The organism is Brevundimonas sp. FG8 (assembly GCF_057808845.1).
On the sequence record NZ_JBMDIU010000006.1, the window covers coordinates 29,426 to 52,780 of the forward strand.

At 68.2% G+C, this 23,355-nt stretch carries 20 protein-coding genes, 1 tRNA gene and 1 pseudogene; 10 read left to right on the forward strand and 12 right to left on the reverse strand.

Annotation, left to right across the window (positions count from 1 at the left end):
• The first annotated feature begins 68 nt into the window (after positions 1 to 68).
• The 3 genes from plsY to topA all read left to right on the forward strand — a co-directional run bounded on the left by plsY (position 69) and on the right by topA (position 4,480).
• Positions 69 to 707, forward strand: coding sequence for a glycerol-3-phosphate 1-O-acyltransferase PlsY (plsY, locus tag ACODRV_RS11600; RefSeq protein ID WP_240811596.1), 639 nt, complete (start codon positions 69 to 71; stop codon positions 705 to 707).
• Complete coding sequence (gene dprA, locus ACODRV_RS11605) at positions 704 to 1,783, forward strand: DNA-processing protein DprA (protein WP_141626735.1); 1,080 nt, start codon at positions 704 to 706, stop codon at positions 1,781 to 1,783. The genes plsY and dprA overlap by 4 nt, the downstream gene beginning before the upstream one ends.
• 78 nt (positions 1,784 to 1,861) lie before the next feature.
• A complete protein-coding gene (gene topA, locus ACODRV_RS11610; RefSeq protein WP_488908418.1) occupies positions 1,862 to 4,480 on the forward strand; it encodes a type I DNA topoisomerase in 2,619 nt (872 codons plus the stop codon).
• Between the two features lie 13 nt (positions 4,481 to 4,493).
• Here topA and ACODRV_RS11615 read toward each other — a convergent pair whose 3' ends face one another.
• From ACODRV_RS11615 to ACODRV_RS11625, 3 genes are all read right to left on the reverse strand, one after another.
• A complete protein-coding gene (locus ACODRV_RS11615; protein ID WP_488908419.1) occupies positions 4,494 to 4,913 on the reverse strand; it encodes a J domain-containing protein in 420 nt (139 codons plus the stop codon).
• A complete protein-coding gene (locus tag ACODRV_RS11620; protein WP_141626738.1) occupies positions 4,910 to 5,749 on the reverse strand; it encodes a division plane positioning ATPase MipZ in 840 nt (279 codons plus the stop codon). Before ACODRV_RS11620 ends, ACODRV_RS11615 begins: the two co-directional genes overlap by 4 nt.
• 112 nt (positions 5,750 to 5,861) lie before the next feature.
• Positions 5,862 to 6,518, reverse strand: a complete 657-nt coding sequence (locus ACODRV_RS11625; protein WP_488908420.1) for an SPOR domain-containing protein — start codon at positions 6,516 to 6,518, stop codon at positions 5,862 to 5,864.
• A gap of 75 nt (positions 6,519 to 6,593) precedes the next feature.
• Between ACODRV_RS11625 and panC the strand changes: the two genes are divergently transcribed.
• Positions 6,594 to 7,448: a pantoate--beta-alanine ligase gene (gene panC, locus ACODRV_RS11630; RefSeq protein ID WP_488908421.1), complete on the forward strand. Its 855-nt coding sequence runs from the start codon at positions 6,594 to 6,596 to the stop codon at positions 7,446 to 7,448.
• 83 nt (positions 7,449 to 7,531) lie between these two features.
• Here the strand turns inward: panC and ACODRV_RS11635 are convergent, their stop codons facing one another.
• The 5 genes from ACODRV_RS11635 to rpiA all read right to left on the reverse strand — a co-directional run bounded on the left by ACODRV_RS11635 (position 7,532) and on the right by rpiA (position 12,827).
• Positions 7,532 to 8,308 carry a chorismate mutase gene (locus ACODRV_RS11635; protein ID WP_141626741.1) on the reverse strand — a complete coding sequence of 259 codons (777 nt, stop codon included), beginning with the start codon at positions 8,306 to 8,308 and terminating at the stop codon, positions 7,532 to 7,534.
• Positions 8,309 to 8,535: 227 nt separating this feature from the next.
• Positions 8,536 to 9,117: a prephenate dehydratase domain-containing protein gene (locus ACODRV_RS11640; protein WP_488908422.1), complete on the reverse strand. Its 582-nt coding sequence runs from the start codon at positions 9,115 to 9,117 to the stop codon at positions 8,536 to 8,538.
• A gap of 5 nt (positions 9,118 to 9,122) precedes the next feature.
• The gene (locus ACODRV_RS11645) at positions 9,123 to 10,496 is read right to left on the reverse strand and encodes a class II 3-deoxy-7-phosphoheptulonate synthase (protein WP_488908423.1); all 1,374 of its coding nucleotides are present in this window, start codon (positions 10,494 to 10,496) and stop codon (positions 9,123 to 9,125) included.
• Between the two features lie 215 nt (positions 10,497 to 10,711).
• Complete coding sequence (gene gor, locus ACODRV_RS11650) at positions 10,712 to 12,109, reverse strand: glutathione-disulfide reductase (protein ID WP_488908424.1); 1,398 nt, start codon at positions 12,107 to 12,109, stop codon at positions 10,712 to 10,714.
• A gap of 34 nt (positions 12,110 to 12,143) precedes the next feature.
• On the reverse strand, positions 12,144 to 12,827 hold the full coding sequence (rpiA, locus tag ACODRV_RS11655; protein ID WP_141626745.1) for a ribose-5-phosphate isomerase RpiA: 684 nt from the start codon (positions 12,825 to 12,827) through the stop codon (positions 12,144 to 12,146).
• A 116-nt stretch (positions 12,828 to 12,943) separates the two neighbouring features.
• Here rpiA and ACODRV_RS11660 point away from each other — a divergent pair, with 116 nt between their 5' ends.
• Positions 12,944 to 13,435, forward strand: coding sequence for a hypothetical protein (locus tag ACODRV_RS11660; RefSeq protein ID WP_141626746.1), 492 nt, complete (start codon positions 12,944 to 12,946; stop codon positions 13,433 to 13,435).
• Between the two features lie 28 nt (positions 13,436 to 13,463).
• Here ACODRV_RS11660 and glmU read toward each other — a convergent pair whose 3' ends face one another.
• Positions 13,464 to 14,813, reverse strand: coding sequence for a bifunctional UDP-N-acetylglucosamine diphosphorylase/glucosamine-1-phosphate N-acetyltransferase GlmU (gene glmU, locus ACODRV_RS11665; RefSeq protein ID WP_488908425.1), 1,350 nt, complete (start codon positions 14,811 to 14,813; stop codon positions 13,464 to 13,466).
• A 67-nt stretch (positions 14,814 to 14,880) separates the two neighbouring features.
• On the opposite strand from glmU, the gene ACODRV_RS11670 reads away from it, so the two are divergent.
• Complete coding sequence (locus tag ACODRV_RS11670) at positions 14,881 to 15,576, forward strand: HAD-IA family hydrolase (protein WP_488908426.1); 696 nt, start codon at positions 14,881 to 14,883, stop codon at positions 15,574 to 15,576.
• Here ACODRV_RS11670 and ACODRV_RS11675 read toward each other — a convergent pair.
• Positions 15,569 to 16,108, reverse strand: a complete 540-nt coding sequence (locus ACODRV_RS11675) for a hypothetical protein (RefSeq protein WP_488908427.1) — start codon at positions 16,106 to 16,108, stop codon at positions 15,569 to 15,571. The two genes, ACODRV_RS11670 and ACODRV_RS11675, sit on opposite strands and share 8 nt — an antisense overlap.
• Before the next feature lie 4 nt (positions 16,109 to 16,112).
• On the reverse strand, positions 16,113 to 16,520 hold the full coding sequence (locus ACODRV_RS11680; protein ID WP_488908428.1) for a winged helix-turn-helix transcriptional regulator: 408 nt from the start codon (positions 16,518 to 16,520) through the stop codon (positions 16,113 to 16,115).
• Between the two features lie 105 nt (positions 16,521 to 16,625).
• Here ACODRV_RS11680 and ACODRV_RS11685 point away from each other — a divergent pair, with 105 nt between their 5' ends.
• The 4 genes and pseudogenes from ACODRV_RS11685 to ACODRV_RS11700 all read left to right on the forward strand — a co-directional run bounded on the left by ACODRV_RS11685 (position 16,626) and on the right by ACODRV_RS11700 (position 21,206).
• Positions 16,626 to 17,378: an SDR family oxidoreductase gene (locus ACODRV_RS11685; RefSeq protein WP_488908429.1), complete on the forward strand. Its 753-nt coding sequence runs from the start codon at positions 16,626 to 16,628 to the stop codon at positions 17,376 to 17,378.
• Between the two features lie 143 nt (positions 17,379 to 17,521).
• Positions 17,522 to 18,760, forward strand: a pseudogene (locus ACODRV_RS11690) (dicarboxylate/amino acid:cation symporter); the annotation flags it as partial.
• Between the two features lie 76 nt (positions 18,761 to 18,836).
• Positions 18,837 to 18,911, forward strand: a tRNA-Val gene (locus ACODRV_RS11695).
• 216 nt (positions 18,912 to 19,127) lie between these two features.
• Positions 19,128 to 21,206, forward strand: coding sequence for a DEAD/DEAH box helicase (locus tag ACODRV_RS11700; RefSeq protein WP_488908430.1), 2,079 nt, complete (start codon positions 19,128 to 19,130; stop codon positions 21,204 to 21,206).
• Here ACODRV_RS11700 and ACODRV_RS11705 read toward each other — a convergent pair whose 3' ends face one another.
• Positions 21,207 to 23,348, reverse strand: a complete 2,142-nt coding sequence (locus ACODRV_RS11705; protein ID WP_488908431.1) for a histidine kinase dimerization/phosphoacceptor domain -containing protein — start codon at positions 23,346 to 23,348, stop codon at positions 21,207 to 21,209.
• Positions 23,349 to 23,355 lie beyond the last annotated feature (7 nt).

Below are 23,355 nucleotides of genomic sequence, written 5' to 3' on the forward strand. Positions count from 1 at the left end.
TCAGCGGAAACTGCGCTGAAAGACGCGCGAAAGCGTGATACACACGCATTGGCTGTATGGGGGTTGCATTGCAGGATCTGGTCGGGCCCGCTCTGGGGACGCTCGCCCTCGTGGCGATCGGCGGCTACCTGCTGGGCTCCATTCCGTTCGGCGTGGTCCTGACCCGCGCGGCGGGTGCGGGCGATGTCCGCAACATCGGCTCGGGCAACATCGGCGCGACAAACGTGCTGCGCACCGGCCGCAAGGATCTGGCGCTGGCCACCCTGCTGCTGGACGCCGGCAAGGGCGCCGCGGCCCTGCTGATCGCGCGCACCCTGTTCGGCAATGAGGTCGCGGGCGCCGTCGCCGGCGGCGCGGCCTTCCTGGGCCACCTGTTCCCGGTCTGGCTCGGCTTCAAGGGCGGCAAGGGCGTGGCGACCTTCTTCGGCCTTCTGCTGGCCGCCGCCTGGCCGCTGGGCCTGCTGGCGGGCGTGACCTGGCTTCTGATGGCGGCCCTGTTCCGCATCTCGTCGCTGTCGGCGCTGGTCGCCTCCGCGGCGGCGCCGGTCTACGCCATCCTGCCACTCGCGGCGCTGGGGCTGCCGGCGCCGGGAGCCATCCTGATCCTGGCGATCTTCACCGCCGTGCTGATCTGGATCCGACACGCGGACAACATCGGCCGCCTGCTCAAGGGGGTCGAACCCAGGATCGGCGCGAGGAAGGCGTGACCCTGTCGCGGGCAGAGCGTTTCGCCCGCCTGCGGCTCGCCCGCACAGACCGCATCGGTCCCGTCGCCTTCCGCCAGCTTCTGGATCGTTTCCAGAGCGCCGAGCGGGCCGTCGAGGCCCTGCCTGACCTCATCCGCAAGAGCGGCGCGGGCCATGCCCTGCCCGCCCTCGACCGCATCGAGGACGAGATCGCCGCCGGCGACCGGATCGGCGCGCGGCTGATCGTGCTGGGCGACGAGGACTATCCCCACATGCTGGCGGCGGTCGATCCGCCTCCGCCGGTGCTGTGGACGCGCGGCGATGCGAGCCTGATGCAGCGGCCCTGCGTCGCCATTGTCGGGGCGCGGATCGCCTCGGCGGGCGGACAGAGGATCGCGCGCGGTCTGGCGCAGCAACTGGGCGAGGCGGGGCATGTGGTGGTGTCCGGTCTGGCGCGCGGCATCGACGGCGCGGCGCACACCGGCGCCCTGCCCACCGGCACGGTCGCGGTTCTGGGCGGCGGGGTGGACGACGTCTATCCGCCCGACAACGCCGGGCTCTACGACCAGATCGCGGAACAGGGCTGTATCGTCTCGGAAAGCCCCGTGGGCCATCGTGCGCAGGCGAAGGACTTTCCCCGCCGCAACCGCATCATCTCGGGACTGTCGCGCGGGGTGGTCGTGGTGGAAGCCGAGATAAAGTCCGGCTCGCTGATCACGGCCCGGCTTGCCAATGAACAGGGCCGTGATGTGTTCGCCGTGCCCGGCTCGCCGCTTGACCCGCGCGCCAAGGGGCCGAACGAGCTGCTGCGGCAGGGCGCGATCCTGTGCGAGGGGCTTGACGACATCGAGCGGGAGTTCGGGCGGATGCGATCCGTGCGTGAACCGCCCGCCGACAATCCGTTCGAGGGCGCCCCCGATGCGGTGGATGAGGCCCTGATCGAGCGGGTCGCCGCCCTGCTCTCGCCGACGCCGACGCCCCGCGACGAACTGGCGCGCGCGGCGGGTGCGCCGATCAGCGCCGTCGCCGCGGCCCTGCTGGAGCTCAATCTCTCCGGTCGCGCGACCCTTCTCCCGGGCGGAATGGCCTCTCTTTGACTCCCTTTGCTCGCCTCACGATTGACAGCGAGGCTTGAGCCAACCACGTTCCCGCCCCTTCGAAAGGCGCCTCCCCTAATGAATCTCGTCGTTGTCGAAAGCCCTGCGAAGGCCAAGACCATCAATAAGTACCTCGGCCCGGACTACACGGTCCTGGCCTCCTACGGTCACGTCCGCGACCTGCCGTCGAAGGACGGATCGGTTCTGCCGGACGAAGACTTCGCCATGACCTGGGAGGTGGACGCCAAGGCGTCCAAGCGGCTGAGCGAAATCGCCGAGATCGCCAGGAAGTCCGACCGCGTCATCCTCGCGACCGACCCGGATCGTGAAGGGGAAGCGATCAGCTGGCACCTGCTTGAGGTGCTGCAGAAGAAGAAGGCGCTGAAGGACACGACCGTCCAGCGCGTCACCTTCAACGCCATCACCAAGTCCGCCGTTCTGGAGGCCATGGCCGCGCCCCGCGACGTGGATATGGAGCTGGTCGAAGCCTATCTGGCCCGTCGGGCGCTGGACTATCTGGTGGGCTTCACCCTGTCGCCCGTGCTGTGGCGCAAGCTGCCGGGCGCGCGCTCGGCCGGTCGGGTGCAGTCGGTCGCCCTGCGCATCGTCGTTGATCGCGAGATGGAGATCGAGAAGTTCAAGGCGCAGGAATACTGGTCCGTAGAGGCCGATCTGGCCGCCGACAGCCCGCCGTTCACCGCCCGTCTGGTCAAGCACGCCGGCAAGCGGGTGCAGCGTCTGGACATCATCTCGGAAGCCATGGCGACCGCCGCGCGCGACGCCATCAACGCCGGGGTGTTCACGATCAACTCGGTCGAGAAGAAGCCGGTGCGGCGTTCGCCCAGCCCGCCCTTCATGACCTCGACCCTGCAACAGGAAGCCTCGCGCAAGCTGGGCTTCACCGCCCAGCGCACCATGCAGGCGGCGCAGAAACTGTATGAGGGCGTGGACGATCAGGGTGGCCTGATCACCTATATGCGGACCGACGGCCTGTACGTCAGCCCCGAAGGGATCGCCCAGGCGCGCGAGGTTATCGCGGCCCGTTACGGTCCGGCCTACGTTCCGGAACAACCGAAGTATTACAAGACGAAAGCCAAGAACGCTCAGGAAGCGCACGAAGCCATTCGTCCGACCAACATGGCCCGCGCGCCCGAGACCCTGCGTCTCGAAAGCGACCTGCAACGCCTGTACGAACTGATCTGGAAGCGCACCATCGCCAGCCAGATGGAGTCCGCCAAGCTGGACCGCACCACGGTCGAGATCGAGGAGCCGAGCGGCCAGACCGCCCTGCGCGCCACCGGTCAGGTCGTGACCTTCGACGGCTTCATGGCCGTTTATGAAGAAGGCCGGGACGAGAAGCAGAAAACCGGCGAGGACGACGAGGACGACACCACCCGCCTGCCGGCGCTGAAGGAAGGATCGACCGCCAAGGTCGAGGCCATCCGCGCCGAGCAGCACTTCACCGAGCCGCCCCCGCGCTATTCGGAAGCGACCCTGGTCAAGAAGCTGGAAGAACTGGGCATCGGTCGTCCGTCGACCTATGCCTCGATCCTGACCACCCTGCGCGACCGCGAATATGTCCGCGTCGACAAGAACCGCTTCTATCCCGAGGACAAGGGGCGGCTGGTCACGGCCTTCCTGGAGCAATTCTTCCGCAAGTGGGTGGAGTACGACTTCACCGCCGCGCTGGAGACCCGTCTGGATGAGGTGTCGGCGGGCGAGCTGAACTGGAAGGTGCTGCTGCGCGACTTCTGGACCGACTTCCATGCCGCCACCAGCGCCGCGGGCGAGCTGCGCACCACGGCCATTCTGGACGCGCTGAACGAGTCGCTGGGGCCGCACATCTTCCCGATGAAGGAAGACGGTTCCGATCCGCGCGAATGCCCCCTGTGCCATCAGGGCCAGCTCAGCCTGAAGACCAGCCGCTTCGGCGCCTTCGTCGGCTGCTCGCGCTATCCGGACTGCAAATACACCCGCCCGGTCGCCGCGCCCGACGCGGACGGCGGCGGCGCGGACGGCGGGGATCGCACGCTCGGCAACGACCCGGTGACGGGCCAGCCGGTCGAGCTGAAGATCGGTCGCTTCGGTCCCTATGTTGAGACCATGCCGCTGGACGCGGACAAGCCCAAACGCTCGTCCCTGCCCAAGGGCTGGAGCCCGGCGTCTCTGGATCTGGATCAGGCCCTGCGCCTGCTGGCCCTGCCGCGCGAGGTGGGCGTCCATCCGGAAGACGGCAAGATGATCACCGCCGGCCTGGGTCGCTACGGTCCCTTCGTGCTTCACGCGGGGACTTACGCCAATGTCTCTGACATCGAAGAAGTTTTCGAGGTCGGCATCAACCGCGCCGTGGCCCTGCTGGCCGAGAAGCGCGCCGGTCGTCCGGGCCGGGGCGCGGCCACCGCGCCGCTGAAGGAACTGGGCGAGCACCCCGAGGACAAGGCCCCCGTGCAGGTCATGGCCGGTCGCTTCGGCCCCTATGTGAAGTGGGGCAAGGTCAACGCCACCCTGCCGAAGGGCACGGCGCCGGAGGACATGACGCTGGAGGCGGCGATCCCGCTGCTGGCCGAACGCGCGGCCAAGGCTCCGGCGGCGAAGAAGAAGGCGGCTCCGAAGAAGGCCGCCGCGCCGAAGAAGGCTGCGGCCATGAAACCTGCCGCCAGGAAGGCTCCGGCGAAGAAGAAGGCGGCGGAGGGGTAATCCTCCGCCCGACCTACCGCTTCAGCAGATGATCCCGCGCGGCGTTGACCCGCGCGGCCAGCCCTTCGGTGCCGCCCTGATCGGGGTGGGCGCGCGCCATGACGCGCTTCCAGGCGGTATTGATCTCGGCCTTTGAGGCGTCAGCGGACACGCCCAGAATCGCGCGCGCCTCGCCGTCGCTCATGCCCTGGGCGCGCGGCGCGGTCTGGCGCAGACGCGAGGCCACGGTCAGCCAGAGCCCCGCCGCCGTCAGGCCGCCGCCCAGAACCCATGAACCCTTGCTGAGCGCCAGCACGCCGCCGGCGATCATGACGGCGCTGAACAGGGTGGCGGTGACGCGCCAGTGGCCGCGCCCTGCCCGCTCGCCCTGGCGGCCGAGACGGATCAGGGCCCAGACGGCGATGGCGGCCAGAACCAGCCAGAGCGGACTCAAGCGGCGGCGTCGAGCGGATTGTCGAGCGAGCCGCCCTCGAGGCCCAGGGACTGCATCAGATTACGCAGTTCCTGACGGGCCGCGACGTGGGCCAGAGACACGGCGACGGGCCGCACGTCCGTGGACAGGTCCGCGACGGTCAGCCCAAAGGGGAACAGCTCGCGATAGATGACCCGGTCACGCAAGCCCGGCCCCATACGGAAGCCGACGCGTCGGGCCAGCTTCTCCATCCGCTCTTCCAGACGGCGGCGGTTCCGCGCCTCGGCCACGGCCAGACGGTTGGTGACCACGATCCAGTCGATGGTGGCGTTGCGGCCCTGGGTGATCGCGCGGTGCTTGCGGGCCTCCCAGACGCTTTCGGAGTAGATCGACGGCTTGAGCAGGTCGAGCGTCACCGGATCGACCTGCCCCAGCAGGTCGAAATCGACGAAGCTGTCGTTCATCGGGGTGACGATCTGGTCGGCCAGACCGTGGGCCGTGCGCGACAGGACGGTATCGCCGCCCGGGGTGTCGATCAGGATGACGTCGGCGGTCGCGCGCGCCTCGGTGAAGGCGGCCTCGAAGCGGGCCAGCTGCTCGGCCTCCCCGGCCTTGGCCAGCGCCTTGCCGTCGCCCATGTCGGGCTCGCTCGGCATGGGAAGGCTGTGGCCGTTGCCGGCGGTCCAGGCGGCGCGATTGGCGAAGAAGCGGCTCATCGAGCGCTGGCGCAGGTCCAGGTCGATGATGGCGACACGCTTTCCGGCGTGCAGCAGGCCGGTGGCGATGTGGATGGCTAGGGTCGACTTGCCCGCCCCGCCCTTTTCGTTGCCGACGACGATGACCGTGGGGTCAGCCATGGAGTTCAATCCCGAAGCGGCCGCCGACTCAGGCGGGCCCGTAGTCAGGCAGAATTGGCCTACGGGCGCCGCCCGTCAACGAACGGGAAGATCAGGGCTGTGGATGCGCCGGTCAGGCCGTCCGGCGGCACCAGGGATCATCGATCCCGGCGGCTGCGCACAGGGCGGCGGCGCCGGCGGCCGGAGCGCGGACTTTCAGTCGCACCAGATTGCGTCCATTGACCGAGACGGCCTCGAATGTCGGGGAAAGGCCGTCCAGCGCCCAGCCGGCGCCGCCGGTCTTCAGACGGGCCCAGGCGGCGCGGGCGGACTGTTCGCTGGAGAAGGCGCCCAGTTGCACCAGACCGCCACGGGCACGGGCAGGCTCGGCGACGGGACGCGGCGCATGCGGGGCGGCGGCGCGCTCCGGACGGGGCCGGCGCAGCGCGGGGCCGTTCACCGCATCCTGTACGTGGGCGCGGGCCTGATCGACGGCGGCTTCGACCACCACGGGCCCGGCTTCGCCCATGGCGCCGTAGCGGGCGTCCCACAGCTCCACATCCTCCATGACCTCAACAGTCAGGGCGCGACGAAGAGTGCTCTCGGCGGGGCGGTTCTGCGCGGGGGCGGGCGTTTCCTTGCGCGTGGCCTCGCCGTTCAGCGGCACGGAGGCCAGATGCTGGGCGAGGTTCTCGAAACGGTTGGGATCGCTGTCGACCATGCCGCAGGCGCTGACGCCCGCGGTCAGGAACAAGGCCAGCACTGGACGGATCAGGAGGCTCGGCGTCATAAGCCACACCTTACCCGGCAGGTTTTGCCGCACGGTTCACAGACACGACTAACGTGCAAGGTTAATACGTTCACCATGCCAGACGCCCTTCCCCTGCCCGCCGTCCGCACCATCGCCGACCTGCGCGAGACCGTAAGCGGCTGGAAGCGTCAGGGGTTCACCGTCGGATTCGTTCCGACCATGGGGGCGTTGCATGACGGCCACCTGTCGCTGGTGCGCGAGGCGAAGCGAAGGGCGGACAAGGTGGTGACCAGCGTCTTCGTCAACCCCACCCAGTTCGCCCCGACCGAGGATCTGGACGCCTATCCGCGACAGGAAGCCCGAGACGCCGAACTGCTGGCCGGAGCGGGATGCGACCTGCTGTATGCGCCTGCGGTGGCCGAGATGTATCCGGGGGGCGCGACCACCACGATCAGCGTCGGTGCGCCCGCCGAGGGACTGGAAGGCGCCTTCCGCCCGCAGATGTTCGGCGGCGTCGCGCTGGTGGTGTCCAAGCTGCTGCATCAGGTGCAGCCCGATCTGGCCGTTTTCGGCGAGAAGGACTGGCAGCAGCTGATGGTGGTGCGCCGGATGGTGCGCGATCTGGACATGCCGGTGGAGATCGTCGGCCTGCCGACCGCCCGCGACGGCCACGGCCTGGCCCTGTCCAGCCGCAACGCCTACCTGTCCGAAGCCGAACTGGAGATCGCCCGCAAGCTGAACGGGGTGCTGGCCGAGGCCGGGGTCAGGGCGCGGGACGGTTCTGTCGCAGAGGCTGAACACTGGGCCGAGGGCGCGCTGACGGCCGCGGGCTTCGACAGCGTCGACTACGTCGCCATCCGCCGGGCTGACGACCTGTCGGAGATCGACGGCGCCCTGGACGGTCCCGCCCGCATCCTCGCGGCGGCGAAGATCGGGCGGACGCGTCTGATCGACAATATGGCGGTCTGAGGAGAGGGATTGGGGACCAGGGATTAGGATCAGGGGGATCACGGGTCGTCCCGGCCAACCAATCCCCAATCCCTAACCCCTATTCAGCCCAGCGCCCCCACACAGCCTTCCGCGCCGCCGACGCTGACCTTGGCGTCGGTCAGGGACAGGGTCCAGCCGTGGTGGGTGGCGAGGCCCTGACGGCGGATGCCGCCGCCGTCGCCCGCATCACCGCCGACATCGACGATCACGCGACGGCCGTTCGGCAGGGCGGCGGGGTCGATCTTGCCGACGGCCAGGGCGGTCGGGATGGCGCCGCCGCCGAAGCCGTCGAAGACGCTCAGGCCGGTCCACTCCCGACGCAGGCCGGTCCACCAGGCGTCCTCGGTGTTGATGGCCAGAACGGCGACGCCGTGGCCTTCAGCGGCCCACTTCAGCGCGGCCTGCGGATCACGGACGGCGCGCATGTCGGCGGCGGCGCCGAAGCGCAGGCGGGCGCCGTCGAAGGCGCGGGTCGGCTCGATCGGCGACCAGACCTGCACCTGCATCCGACCCTGACGAGCCAGCCCCCAGCCGACGATCTGCCGCCACAGGCTTTCAACGGCCTCGCGGTTGTCGGGATCGGCCTTGGCGACCAGACGGTCCAGAACCATTTTCTCGCGGTCGGGGCGCAGTTTGACGTGGGGACCGGCGGGCGCGTCCTTCGCCTTGCCGACGCGGGCGGCGATGGCGAGGCGGCGCTCGAACAGGGCCAGCAGCTCGTCGTCGAGCAGGTCGATCTCATGGCGCAAGGCGGCCAGAGCCATGTGTTCGGGAGACAGGTCGGCGGGATCGGTCATCGAGGACGGCCAGACCTGTTGCAGGGAAGCGGATTGGGGCACGGGGAGAAGACTTTCGATTTCAGTACGGCATGAAGCTTTTGCGAGCCGCCGTCCCTAACGGGACGGTCGCCGGCGAGGCCGTCAGGACGCAGCGCCTGACGCCTCAGCCGGCGTATCGAAAGCCGTAGAAATACAGGTCCGCGGCCGCGTTGAAGCGGGCGAATGAGGTCGCAGCGATGGCTTGCGAGAGGACCATGAGGGTCAAAAGCCGCAACAATCGTGCGCGGTCAAGCGATTCCGGCGCTGAGCAGGACGAAACGCGTGCGGTTGTCGCTGGAATCCTGGATGTCGTTGCGCAGAATCGACAGGTCATAGACCTCGGCGGCGCGGGCGGGCGCGACGGCGGCGCGGGTCGGATCGCCCGCCTCGGCCACGGCGCGGGCGGCCCCGGCCGTGTCGAACGCCTCCACGGGGGTGACGCCCAGCGACGCCAGCGAAGCCGGACACTGACGAAGGGCGACCGGATGGCTCTCGGCGGTCTTGACCGTGCGCAGGCTCGCGCCGTGGGGCGCCATCAGGGCCAGACGGATCGGACGCCAGGCCTCGGACACCACGGTCAGGTCCGACTGCTCGATCAGGGTGGCGGCGGGTTCGACCCGACCGATGGTCGAGTTCTCGACCGGGATCAGGGCCGCGCCGATCTGACCGGCCTTCAGCGCGTCCAGCACTTCGGCGAAGGTGTCATAGGCCACCGCCTCGTCCCACGGGCGCAGGTCGAGGCAGGCTTCATGGCTGAAGGCGCCGGGCGCGCCCTGATAGCCGCAGCGACCGGGGGCGGTGTCGGCTTCCGGGCGTCCGACGTTCTGCATCGAAGTCAGGCGGCTTTCGACCGCGACTGCCGCCCGGCCTTGAGCCTTTCAGCGACGAGGAAGGCCAGCTCCAGCGCCTGATCCGCGTTCAGACGCGGATCGCAGTGGGTGTGGTAGCGGCTGGACAGGTCATCCTCGGTCAGGGCCTGCGCCCCGCCCAGACATTCCGTCACGTTCTGGCCGGTCATCTCCAGGTGCACGCCGCCGGGGTGAACGCCCTCGGCCTCCGCCACATCGATGAATGTGCGGACCTCGGTCATGATCCGCTCGAACGGGCGGGTCTTGTAGCCGTTGCCGGCCTTCAGCGTGTTGCCGTGCATCGGGTCGATCGACCAGATCACGCGCTTGCCCGCCGCCTTCACCGCGCTCATCAGCGCGGGCAGACGGTCGCCGACCTTGTCCGAGCCGAAGCGGCCGATCAGGGTCAGGCGGCCCGGCGTGTTGTCCGGGTTCAGCGCGTCGATCAGCGGCAGCAGATCGTCCGGCGTCATGGTCGGCCCGCACTTCACCCCGATGGGGTTGCGGATACCGCGCATGAATTCGACGTGAGCGCCGTCCAGCTGACGGGTGCGCTCGCCGATCCACAGCATGTGGGCCGAGGTGTCGAACCATTCGCCCGAGCCGCCGTCCAGACGCGTCAGGGCGCTCTCGACGTTCAGCAGGAGGGCCTCGTGCGAGGTGAAGACCTCGACGCGGCTCAGGTCCGGATGGGTCTCGGGGGTGACGCCGACCGCCTCCATGAAGGCCAGGGCCTCGGTGATCTTGTCGGCCAGTTCGCGGTACTGGGCGCCGGCGGCGTTGTCGCCCGCGAAGCCCAGGGTCCAGCGATGGATGTTGTACAGGTCCGCGTAGCCGCCGCCCGCGAAGGCCCGCAGCAGGTTCAGCGTCGAGGCCGACTGGTTGTAGGCCTTCAGCAGGCGCTGGGGATCGGGAACCCGCTCCTCCGACGTGAAGCCCATGCCGTTGATGATGTCGCCGCGGTAGCTGGGCAGCTCGACGCCGTCGATCTGCTCCACGCCCGACGAGCGGGGCTTGGCGAACTGGCCGGCGATGCGGCCGACCTTCACCACGGGCTTGCGGCCCGCGAAGGTCAGGACCACGGCCATCTGAAGGATCAGACGGAAGGTGTCGCGGATGTTGTCTGTCGAGAACTCCTTGAAGCTCTCGGCGCAATCGCCGCCCTGCAGCAGGAAGGCGTTGCCTGCCTCGACCTCGGCCAGCTTGGACGTCAGACGCCGCGCCTCGCCCGCGAACACGAGCGGGGGCATGGCCCGCAGTTCATCCTCGACACGGCGCAGTTCGGCCATGTCGGGATAGTCCGTCGGCATCTGCACGACGGGTTTCTGTCTCCAGCTCTCGGGTGTCCAGCGCGTACTCATTCGGACAAGATAGGCCGATGATCCCGCCGGGACAACGCGGCGTGTTGGCTGAAATGATCCGTGTGACCCGGAAAGCGCGGGGGATGTGAAGTGATTAGTGGCTAGTGATTAGTGGATCGCGGCGTCACGTGCGGATGTCGTCCTGGAACAGGCCGGTCCGCGGCCACCCACCAATCACTAGCCACTAATCACTTTCAGGCGCCCACGTCCGGTTCTCACCCCGCCGACATGTTCCCCGGCGACTGCTTCTCGCGCAGGGTGACCAGTTCCTCGGCCATGGTGGGGTGGACGGCGCAGGTGGCGTCCCACTGGGCCTTGGTCAGGCCGGCCTTCACGGCGATGGCGGCCAGCTGGATCATCTCGGGCGCCTCGGGGCCGACGATGTGGACGCCGACGACCTTCTGGCTTTCGGCGTCGACCACCAGCTTCATCAGCACCCGTTCGTCCGAGCCGGTGAAGGCGTATTTCATCGGGCGGAAGCGGGTCAGATAGACATCCACCTCGCCGGGACAGGAGTGACGCGCCTCGTTCTCTGTCAGGCCGACCACGCCCACGGGCGGCTGGCTGAACACGGCGGTGGCGACGGCCTCGTAGTCGAAGGCCTGCGGATTGTCCTTGAACACCGTCTGATGGAAGGCGACCGCCTCGCGGATGGCGACCGGGGTCAGGTTCATCCGGTCGGTCACGTCGCCGATGGCCCAGATGTTGTCGACGTTGGTCTTCGACCAGGTGTCGACCTTGATCGCCCCCTGCTCCGTCAGCTCGACGCCGGCCTTCTCGAGCCCGAGACCCTTCACATAGGGGATGCGGCCGGTGGCGAACATGACCACGTCGGTCTCGATGGTCATGCCGTTCCCGAGCCGGTTCACCAGCCCGGTTTCGGTCTTTTCGATGGACTCGTGCTGGCAGCCCAGAATGACCTTGATGCCGCGCTTCTCGATTTCCCCCGCCAGATGGGCGCGCACGTCGTCATCGAAACCGCGCAGGATGTTGGGGCCGCGATAGATCAGGGTCGTCTCGACGCCGAGCCCGGCGAAGATGCCCGCGAACTCCACCGCGATATAGCCGCCGCCCGCGATCAGGATGCGCTTGGGCAGCTCCGGCAGATGGAAGGCCTGTTCGGAGGTGATGGCGTGCTCGATACCCGGCAGGTCTTCGGGCACCCACGGGCGGCCGCCGGTGGCGATCAGGATCTTGTCGGCGGTGATCTCGCGATCGACGCTGCCGTCCTTCTTCAGGATCTGGACCGTGTGCGTGTCCTTGAACACCGCGCGGCCGTGAACCAGATCAACGCCCGCCTTGCCGAGGTTGGCGGCGTAGATGCCCGACAGGCGCGCGATCTCGACGTCCTTGGCCTCAAGGAAGGTCGGCCAGTCGAACTTCGTATTGTCGAAGGACCAGCCGTAGCCCTCGGCGATGTGCAGGCTGTGGCTGACCTCCGAGGCCATGACCATGAATTTCTTCGGCACGCAGCCCTGGATCACGCAGGTCCCGCCGACGCGATACTCCTCCGCGATGGCCACGCGCTTGCCGCCCAGCGAGGTCAGCCGCGCCGCGCGCACCCCGCCCGAACCGGCGCCGATGACGAAGAGGTCGTAGTCGTAGTCGGCCATGTCAGGCTCCGTTATCCGAGCGGAATAAGTGGGATTACGGCAGCAGCACCTCAACCCCGTCGTCCGTGCCGATGATGGCTTCGTCGGCGAGGTCGAGGAACAGGCCGTGCTCGACCACGCCGGTGATCAGCTTCAGATCGTCGGCGAGGCGGACGGGATCGTGGATCGCGCCGCATTTGGCGTCATAGATCAGGTTGCCGCCGTCGGTGCGGACCAGACCGCGCTCGGCCATGCGGGCGCGGGCGGGCAGTTCGATCTCGTGGTCGAGCAGGACGTCGGCGATGCGGTTGCCGGTCGTCTTGTGGCCGAAGGCGACGACCTCGATCGGCAGCGGGAACTGGCCCAGCACCGGCACCACCTTGGCCTTGTCGGCGATGCAGATGCAGCGGGTCGAGGCTTCCCACACCAGCTTCTCGCGCAGCAGGGCGGCACCGCCGCCCTTGATCAGGGCCAGACCGGGCCCGACCTCATCGGCGCCGTCAACGGTCAGGTCGATGCGCGGCGTGTCCTCCAGCGTCGACAGCGTCAGGCCCAGTTCACGCGCCAGCTCGGCGGTGGCTTCCGAGGTCGGGACGCAGCGCAGCCCCTCCAGCTTGCGCGCCGCCAGCGCCTTGACGAACCACGCCGCCGTCGAGCCGGTGCCGAGGCCGACCACCATCCCGGCCTCGACGCGGAGGGCGGCGGCTTCGCCGGCGTGCTTCTTCTGAAGGTCGGACATGGGCGGCTCGCTTGACGGTGCGCGCGGATTCGCGGCTAGCTGGCCGGGCTTTATCGGGGGATGGGCGAATGGGGAAGCAGAACCGCGCAATCCGGTCAGCCATACGGTCAGGAGCCGTGCTTGCGATCGCGACGCTGGGCCTCGGTCTCTCTGGCTGCGAGACGGTTTTCGTCCAGCCACCAGAGTCCCCGACGACGGTCCGCGTGGACTATCCACGCGACCCCGAACTGGGACGGTTCGGCACAGGGCAGATCGTATCCTGGGCCAACGGGCCTGACTGCGCGGAGGTTCTGCGCATCTCTTCCTATGACCCGATGACGCTCGGCGCGAAGGCCTTCCGCCTGACGGCCGGTCAGCGTGTTCACCTTCTGGCCGAGATCTTCCCCGTCGGCCCCGGCGGTCTCTACACCAACACCCAGTGCGTGAACCTGATCAGCTTCACGCCCGAGGCGGGCCACAACTACACCCTGCTGCAGACCTTCCGCGACGGGCGTTGCCAGACCGCGGTCACTGACCAGACGTCCGGCGGCCCGCCTCTGACCGTCATCGAACATCCGGCCATCCCCGCCTGTATTCTTACCCCGGCAGGCTATACGCGGGTCGGATAGGCGACAGCGAGCACCGCAATCAGGGCGACTAACCCCGCGCCTTCTTCGCCCGCATCATCTCCATGAACTTCGTCGCCCAGCCGGTTCGCGCGGTCTGGGGGGCGCGGCTCAGGGCCAGGTCGCCCGGAGCTACGTCGGCCGTGATCACCGAGCCGGAGCCGACCATGGCGCCCGCGCCGATGGTGACCGGGGCGACCAGAGAGCTGTTCGAGCCGACGAAGGCCCCCTCGCCCACCACGGTGCGGTGTTTGAAGAAGCCGTCGTAGTTGCAGAAGATGGTCCCGGCGCCGATGTTGGCTTTCACCCCGACCTCACCGTCGCCGAGATACGCCAGATGGTTGGCCTTGGCGCCGGCGGCCATCGAGACGTTCTTCACCTCGACGAAATTGCCGACCTTCACGCCCTCAGCCAGTTTCGCGCCCGGACGCAGGCGGGCGTAGGGGCCGACCTCGGCGCCGCCGGCGACCGTCGCGCCCTCGATGTGGCTAAAGCTGCGGATGCGGGCGCCGCCCGCGATCTTCGCCCCGGGGCCGAAGACGACATAGGGCTCGATGGTGGCGCCGCCGCCGACCTCGGTGTCCCAGCTGAAGTGGACGGTCTCGGGCGCGGGCATGGTGACGCCCGCCGCCATGAACGTCTCGCGCTGGACCTTCTGGAACAGGGCTTCGGCGACGGCCAGTTCGGCCTGCGCGTTGACGCCCATGACCGAGTCCTCCGCCGCCATGACGGCGCGGGTCGGGGCGCCGCGCTTGCGGGCCAGCTCGACCACGTCGGTCAGATAGTATTCGCCCTTGGCGTTGTCGTTCTTAACCTCGGCCAGCAGTTCGAACAGCAGGCCGACCGGCGCGGCCATGACGCCCGAGTTGCAGGTCGTGATGGCCAGAACCTCGGCCGAGGCCTCCTTGGCCTCGGTGATGGCGGTCAGGGTCTCGCCGTCCATGACCAGACGGCCGTAGGCGCCCGGATCGCGGGCCTCAAAGCCGATGACCCGCACGCCCTCGCTCTCGCCGAAGACCGGCTCGATGTCCGAGGCGCGCAGCAGGGGCACGTCGCCATAGGTGATGACCACCTGTCCCTTGAAGTCGCCCAGCACGGCCTCGGCGGCGCGCACGGCGTGGCCGGTGCCGGCCGGCGGGTCCTGCACGGCGATGGCGTCCTCGCCCAGACGCTTCACCACGTGTGCGCGCACTTCCGGCGAATGCGAGCCGACCACCACCACGATCCGCTCGCAGCCCAGCGCCTCGGCGGCGTCGATGGCGTGATCCAGCATGGCGCGACCGCCGACCGGGTGCAGCACCTTGGGCAGCGGCGACTTCATGCGCGTCCCCTGCCCGGCGGCGAGGATGATGGCGGCGCGGCTTTCGGTCTGGGTGGTCATGAATCGGTCCGGTCGATAGTCAGGCCCAAGGTTTAGACCATCCGAACCGGCGACGGGAGACAGGGCCATGACAACGCGCGACCTCGAAGGCTGGACCGTCGCCTTTGATCTTGACGGGACGCTGGTGGAGACCCACGAGGATTTGGTCGGCACCCTGAACCGCATGCTGGTGAAGCACGGCCTGCCCGAGGCGCCGATGGAAAGCGCGTCAGAGCTGATCGGCGGCGGCGCGCGAGCCCTGCTGCAGCACGGGTTCGAGCGGGCGGGCGCGAGCTGGAACGAGGCCCACGCCCCGGCCCTGTTCGAGGCGTTTCTGGCGGACTACGTCGAACACATCGCCGACCACTCCAAACCGTTTCCGGGTGTCGTTGAGACGCTGGAGCGGCTGGCGGCGCGCGACGCCGTCCTGTGCGTGGCGACGAACAAGCGGACGGACCTGTCTGAAATCCTTCTGGAAAAGCTCGACCTGACCCGGCATTTCGCGGCCATCGTCGGACCGGACAAGGTCAGCGCCCGCAAGCCGTCGGGCGCGCATCTGATCGAGGCGGTGCGCATGGCCGGCGGCGATCCGGCGCGGGCGGTCATGGTCGGGGATGCGGCCCCGGACACGGGCGCGGCGCGCGACGCGGGCCTGCCCTGCATCGTCTGCACCTTCGGCTACAGCCCGATCCCGCCCGCCGAACTGGGCGGCACGGTGCTGATCGACCGATTCGATGAAATCGAAACTGCTCTTGCCGCCGTGACCCACAATCCGGCTAGTTGATCGCGACCGCATCTATGATGAGATCGTAGAACTCATCCGGAGACATGATCTGCAGAAGCTGCTGCAACCGGTCACCGACGTCTTCGTCGCCCGATTTGTCAGCCAGCCACCGCTCCACACCGCGCTGCACAGCCCTGACGAAAAGATCCACGGCGACATAGACGACGCCGTTGACGGCATCGCTGCCGGCGCTTCCGATCCGCTCGCTAATGAAGCGAACTCGCTTCACCGGTTTGCTGCCAGACGGTCTGTCTTGGCCCGAATGCAAAAACGCGCACCTCAGAGCCCAGGCATCAACTCCCGAGATAAGCCCCGGATCAGCCGGGTCTGAAAACAACTCGTTGAAGTACGCGCCTGGGTAAGCATCCCACCACGCTATATAGCGCTGCTGGCTCTTCCCATTCCCGGGCTGGTCTATGGAGCCGCAAATATCCGGAAGCGTCAGCCCGAGTGCGATAGCCGCGTAGTTGTTTCCATCGTTCTCGGCCTCAAGCATAGCCGACACAAACGCCGTTAAACGCTCGCCTGACATGACTTCAACCCGCCGACTTGGCGGCGTCAAATGCCTGACGCGCGCTCTCGATACGATCAAGGTTCTTTTCGGCCCACAGCCAGACCCCGCAGAAGGCCTCCGACAGGGTGAAGCCCAGATCAGTCAGCCGGTACTCCACGCGCGGCGGGATCACAGGGTGAACCGTCCGGATCAGCAGGCCGTCGCGTTCCATCTGACGCAGGGTCTGGGTCAACATCTTCTGGCTGATGCCGCCGCTCAGCTCGCCGATGCGCGTGAAGCGCAGCTCGCCATGCTCGGTCAGCACCTCCAGCACGATCATCGTCCACTTGTCCGCGACCCGGCCGATCACGTCGTTGACCAGCGCCTCCACCCGCGGATCGAGCGGCGGGTGGTCGGGACGACTGTGGGCCGGAGCACCTTGGGTGGGCATAACTTTCCTTTCGGTAAGTATAGCACGTTCAGGTGCCTACTTTCTGATGGAGAGTGTCAGGTATAGATGATCGCCCATCGGACTTACAGATCACGGAGCACTCCCATGGACACCCGTAACGACACCATCCTGATCACCGGCGGCGGCTCGGGCATCGGCAAGGCCATCGCCGAGGCCCTGCATGCGCGGGGCGCCAAGGTCATCATCGCCGGTCGCCGCCGTGACGCGCTCGAGGCCGTCGCCGCCGCCAATCCCGGCATGGCGGTCGAGACGCTGGACGTCGCGGACGCCGCCGACGTGACCGCCTTCGCCCACCGGGTCATCGCCGCCCACCCCGACCTCAACGTCGTGATCAACAACGCCGGGATCATGCAGGCCGAGGACCTGACCGCTGACGCCATCGACCTCGACGTCGTCGAACAGACCATCGCCATCAACCTGCTGGGGCCGATCCGACTGACGGCCGCCCTGCTCCCCCACCTGAAGTCGAAGCCGAGGGCGACGGTCGTGACCGTGTCGTCGGGTCTGGCTTTCGTGCCGCTCACGGCCACCCCCACCTATTCGGCGACCAAGGCGGCCATCCATTCGTGGAGCCAGTCTCTGCGGACCCAACTGAAGGGCACCTCCGTCGAGGTGCTGGAATGGGCGCCGCCCGCCGTGGCCACCGACCTGATGCCCGGCCACGCCGAGAACCCCAACTCCATGCCGCTGGCCGATTTCACCGCCGAAAGCCTGTCGCTGTTCGAGGCCGGCGGGGCGGACGAAATTCTGGTCGAGCGGGTGAAGTTCCTGCGCGGCGCCGAGGCCCGCGGCGACTACGCCAGGGTCTATTCCATGCTCAACGACGGCACGCACTGATCGCCTGAAACGCCGGATCGCAGCCGCGACGGTTGCGGTTCGGCGCGGCGGCCCACATCTTGGTCGGCCCTGCCCTCCCCAAGGCTGATCCCATGCTCCGTCGCCTCTTCGCCATCCCGCTCTGGTAGCGCACCGCCGCGGGCTTCGCGCTCGGCATTCTCGCGGGTCTGCTGTTGCGGGAGCATGCGGAGACCTGGCTGGGACCGATCGGCGACGTCTATCTGAACCTGATCCGCATGGTGGTGGCGCCGCTGGTGCTGTTCACCATCGCCAGCTCCATCGCCAAGCTGGGCGAGGGCGTGGGCGCGGCCCGTCTGGCGATGCGGACCGTGGTGTGGTTCGCCATCACCTCCCTGCTGGCCGTGCTGGTCGGCTTCGCGGTCGCCCACATCATCAACCCCGGCCTGGGCCTGAGCGACCTGCCGCTGGGCACGGTGCGCGAGCGGGAAATCCCGACGCCGCTGGAGGTGCTCATCGGCATCGTCCCCACCAACCCCTTCGCCGCCCTGAGCGAAGGCAAGGTGCTGCAGATCATCTTCTTCTCGGCGCTGGTCGGCGCGGCGCTGGTGGCGCTGGGCGACCGGGCGCAGGGCGTGCGGCGGCTGGTCGATGAAGGCGCCGCCGTCGTCTTCCGCATCACCCGCTGGGTGATCCAGCTGACCCCCATCGGCGTGTTCGGCCTTATCGCATCGGTCGTCGGCGGCTACGGCTGGGAGGCGCTGCTGCCGCTCGGCAAGTTCATCATCGCCATCTATGTGGCCTGCGCCTTCCACATTCTGGTGGTCTATTCCGGCCTGCTGAAGCTGCACGGACTGAAGGTGCGCAGCTTCTTCCGCGGCGCCTTCGCGGCCATGCAGACGGCCTTCGCCACCTCCTCGTCGCTGGGCACCTTGCCCGTCACGCTGCGCCAGACCGTCGAACGCCTCGGCGTGCCGCAGGCCTATGCGGCCTTCGCCGTGCCTCTGGGCGCCAGTGTGAAGATGGACGGCTGCGGCGCCATCTATCCGGCCATCGCTGCCATCTTCATCGCCCAGTATTTCAGGATCGACCTCAGCCTGACCCAGTATGTGCTGATCGGCCTGACCGCTGTTCTGGGCTCGCTGGGCACGGCGGGCGTGCCCGGCACCTCCATCGTCATGCTGACGCTGACCCTGGCCACCGCCGGCCTGCCGCTGGATGGAATCGGCTACATCGTCGCCATCGACCGGATCATCGACATGATGCGCACCATGACCAACGTCACCGGTCAGATGCTGGTCCCCGTGCTGGTCGCGAAGGAGGAGAACATCCTCAACGAGGATGTCTATGACGGCCGCGTGGCCTGGCTGCCGGGCGATCCTGATGCGGAATCTCCCGAGACGGTGAAGGCTTCCGGAATCTGACGCTTGCACCATCGGGGAGGTCGGGCTATGTCCCCCGCCTCCCCGGACGGCGCACGGCCTTCGGGACCCGAAAGATGGATGTGTAGCTCAGCGGGAGAGCACCTCGTTCACACCGAGGGGGTCACAGGTTCAATCCCTGTCACATCCACCATTTCTCCTCACATCATGAACTGACGCGACCGGCGGGCGCAGGATCACCGCGCGCGCGGACCCGCCCGGACGGTCCCCGTCCATCGACGCCGTTCAGAATTCGGCAGAACCCTGCTAGCGGGGCCGCGCTTCCGCCTTTATTGCAGCGCACAAGCCCCGCCCTTCGCCCGCCGGAAAGGCTGGCGTGCGCCGCGTTGGCGCCCTACGGACCCTGCCCATGCCCTTCCCAGCCAGCCATCCCGCGCTTGACCGCGCGCTTTCCGAACGCGGCTATGCCGAGCCCACCGCCGTCCAGGCCGCGGTTCTGGAAGCCGAACAGGGCCGTGACCTGCTGGTTTCGGCCCAGACCGGTTCCGGCAAGACCGTCGCTTTCGGCCTCGCCCTCGCCTCGACCCTGCTGGGCGACGCCGAGCGATTCGCCGACAACGGCGCCCCCGCCGCGCTGATCATCGCCCCGACCCGCGAACTAGCCCTGCAGGTGTCGAAAGAGCTGGAATGGCTCTACGCCAACACCGGCGCCCGCATCGCCACCTGCGTGGGCGGCATGGACCCCCGCGCCGAGCGCCGGGTGCTGGACCGGGGCGCCGCCATCGTCGTCGGCACGCCCGGCCGCCTGAAGGACCACATCGAGCGCGATGCGCTGGACCTGTCCGAGCTGAAGGCCGTCGTCCTCGATGAGGCCGACGAAATGCTGGACATGGGCTTCCAGGAAGACCTGACCTTCATTCTGGATCAGGCGCCGGCCGAGCGCCGCACCCTGCTGTTCTCGGCCACCATCGCGCGCGATATCGCCGAACTGGCCAAGACCTACCAGCGCGACGCTTTCCGCATCGACACGGTCGTCAAGAACGCCTCGCACGGCGACATCGAATACAAGGCGATCCGCATCGCCCCGCACGAGATCGAGCACGGCGTCGTCAACGTCCTGCGCTATTTCGAAAGCCCCGGCGCCCTGGTGTTCGCCAACACCCGTGAGCGGGTGAAGCACCTGACCGCCAGCCTGCGCGAGCGCGGCTTCTCCGTCGTCGGCCTGTCGGGTGAACTGACCCAGTCCCTGCGTTCGGAGGCCCTTCAGGCCCTGCGCGACGGCCACGCCCGCGTTTGCGTCGCCACCGATGTCGCCGCGCGCGGTCTGGACCTGCCCGATCTGGGTCTGGTCATCCACGCCGAAATCCCGGTCAACAAGGCCACCCTGCTGCACCGTTCGGGCCGCACCGGCCGCGCGGGCAAGAAGGGCGTCTCCGTCCTGATGGTCAGCCATACCCGCCGCCGCAAGGTCGAGATGATGCTGAACTCGGCCTCGATCAAGGCTGAGTGGTCGGGCGCCCCGTCCGCCGACGAAATCCGCGCCAAGGATCACGAGCGCATGCTCACCGATCCGGTCCTGATGGCCGAGGCCGACGAGGAATCGCTGGCCATGGGCAAGGAGCTGCTGGAGCGGACCTCGCCCGAGCACGTCGCCGCCGCCCTGATCCGCCTGTACCGCGAGAAGCTGCCGCCGCCCGAGGACGTGCAGGACGACGAACGCATGAAGCGCGCCCAGCAAACGGGCGTGAACGAGCGCGGCCAACGCGACGGCCCGCTGGTCGACTTCGCCCGTGGCGGCGACATGACCTGGTTCCGCGTCAATATCGGTCGGGAGAAGAACGCTGATCCGAAGTGGCTGCTGCCGCTGATCTGCCGTCTGGGCCACGTCACCAAACGCGACGTCGGCTCGATCAAAATTTTCGACCGCGAGACCAAGTTCGAGATCACCGCCGACGCCGAGGCCAAGTTCCGCGCAGCCATGGCCCAGCCGAACGACGAGGGCGTGACCATTCAGGACGCCGTGGCTCCGGCCGCCGGTGAAAAGAGCCTGCGCAAATGGGACAAGCCGCAAGGCGAGCGTGGCGACAAGCCCTTCCGCAAGCCGCGCTTTGAAGGCGAAGGCTCCAGGAAGCCCTGGGCCCAGCGCGAGGATCGTCAGACCGGCGATACGCCGAAGAAGCCTTGGAAGGCCCGCGAGGAGCGCACCGAGGGCGACGCGCCTAAGAAGCCTTGGGCTCCGCGCACGGATCGCGCCGACGCTCCGGCGGCCGACGGCGGCGAAAAGAAGTGGGTGAAGCGCACCAAGGATGCGCCCACGCCTGAAGGCAAGAAGCCTTGGGTCGACAAGCCGAAGGGCGACAAGAAGCCCTGGCAGCCCCGCGCCGACGGCGCCGCGTCCGGCGGTGATCGCCCGTGGACCGGCAAACCCAGGCCCGGCTTCAAAAAGCCCGGCGGCAAGCCGCCCTTCAAGGGCAAGCCACGCGGCTGATCAGCCCTCGAGCGTGATCGGGGCCTTCAGCACCGCATGAAGGCCCGGTTCGCCGTCGCGGTAGTCCAGTTGACCGCTCAACTGGGTGACGAGGCTCTCGATCATCATCGAGCCGAAGCCCTGCCCGGCCTTGTGCCCGCCCTTGCCGTCGTCCTCGACCGCGAGGCGCAGGTTCCGCCCGTCCTCTGACAGTCGGATGCGGATCGGGCCGGGCTTGCCGTCATAGGCGTATTTCTGGGCGTTGATGATAAGTTCGGTCAGGACCAGTCCCAGCGTCACCGCCCGCCCCGCCTCCACCGAAACCGGCGTCAGGTCATGCTCCAGCTGGGCGTACCAGTCCGCGCCGACCGACGCGCCCAGATCCTCGATCAGCTCCGCGAAGTAGCGCTCCAGATCGACCGTGGAGCCCGTTTCGGCCCGGTACAGACGACTGTGCACCATCGAAACGGCGCGCACCCGACGGCGCGCCTCCAGCAACTGGGCCTGTGACGCCGGGTCCGCCTGTCGCGCCTGCAACCCCAGGAATGAGGACACCAGCGTCAGGCTGTTCTGGACCCGGTGATTGACCTCCCGGATCAGGAACTCCTGCTGCTCAAGACGCAGATCGCGCTCGCTGAGCGAGGCCTGCAGCGAGCGGTTCAGATTGCGCAGCTGGCTCACGGAGGCGAAGTCGATCAGGGCGTCGCGCACACGACCGGCGGACTCGACCTGCGCGGGGGTCCAGCGCCGCGACCGACCGCGCACCGTTTCGGACCAGGCCTCGAACGAATTGCGGGGCGTCAGGACGCCGCCGTCCCCGGTCTTTCGGGCCGTCGAGGGATCACCCGCCCAACGCACGGTTTCAACGATCTCCGCCCGGAACCAGAGCAGTGTCAGGGGGCGCTCGCCCTGCAGATGCACCGCCAGCAGGCCGCTGCCCCGCGCGGCGAAGGCGGCCGCTTCCGGACGACGCTGAGACAGGACGTGGGTGGCCACGGGGCGCAGTCCGGGCTGATCCGCCACCCACCGGGCCAGATCGCGAACCTCGGCCTCCGACGGGGTCACCCCGAACCGGTACTGGCGGTCCGGTCCGACAATGGCCAGACCGTCGGCGTCGGTCAGATCGGCCAGATCGCGGCTGTTGTCCGCCAGCGCGTCTTCCAGCGGGCGGTCCGCCGACAGATGGCCGATCAGCTCGTCCTCGAGATGGCGCAGGCGCATGCGTTCCCGATACAGCTCCGCGTCGCCCTTCGCCTTGATCTGGCGGGCCAGGCCCCGCGCCAGCGTCGTCGAGGCCATGCGCAGTTCATAGGGCAACAGTTGGGGTCTGGCGCTGTGACAGGCCACCAGCCCCCACAACTCGCCGTCGACGATGATCGACACCGAGGCCGAGGCCCGCACCGCCATATTGGCCAGATACTGGAGATGCACCGGAGACACGCTGCGCAGGCCGCAGTCGCTCATGTCCAGCGGCCGATCCGCCGCCGGGCGCAGGGGTTCGGGCTGATAGGTCGCGTCGGGGATCACCCGGACCGGATTGCGCAGGTACAGCGCCCTCGCCTGCTTCGGAATGTCCGTCGCCGGGAAGTGGTGGTTCTGGAAGGACTCGACCTCGGACGAGCGGGACTCCGCCACCACCTGCCCCGCCTCATCGTCGAGGAAGCGATAGATCATCACCCGGTCAAAACCGGTCAGGGCCCGGAAGGCGGCGGCGGCGCTCTCGCAGACCCCACGCACGCTGGTCGCGCGCTCGAACGCCGCGCCCGCCGCGTCCAGCCGGCTGATCAGTTCGATCCCCGGCTCCGCGCCCTGCGAACTCTGCTCGATTTCGACGATCAGAACCTCGCCGTGCGGGCGGGCGATGACGTCATAGTCGAGACCGTTCGCCCCGCGCCAGCGCCCGACGAAACCGTCCGTTCCGGCCCCGGTCCGTTGCAGACGGGTCGTGATGACCTCACCCAGAAGGCCCTGAACCGCCCGGCCGATCCAGCTGTCGTGTCCCGTAATGCGCTTGATGCGGCCCGCCTCACGGGTGACCGTCAGATCAGAGCCGTCCAGCACCAGCAGCAGGCCATGAGGCTGAATGGCTTCCGGGATGTGGATCGGTTCCCGGTCGCAGGAATTGAGATCAAGCCGGTCTTCAACCCCCGCGGCGTCGGTCATGCACTCG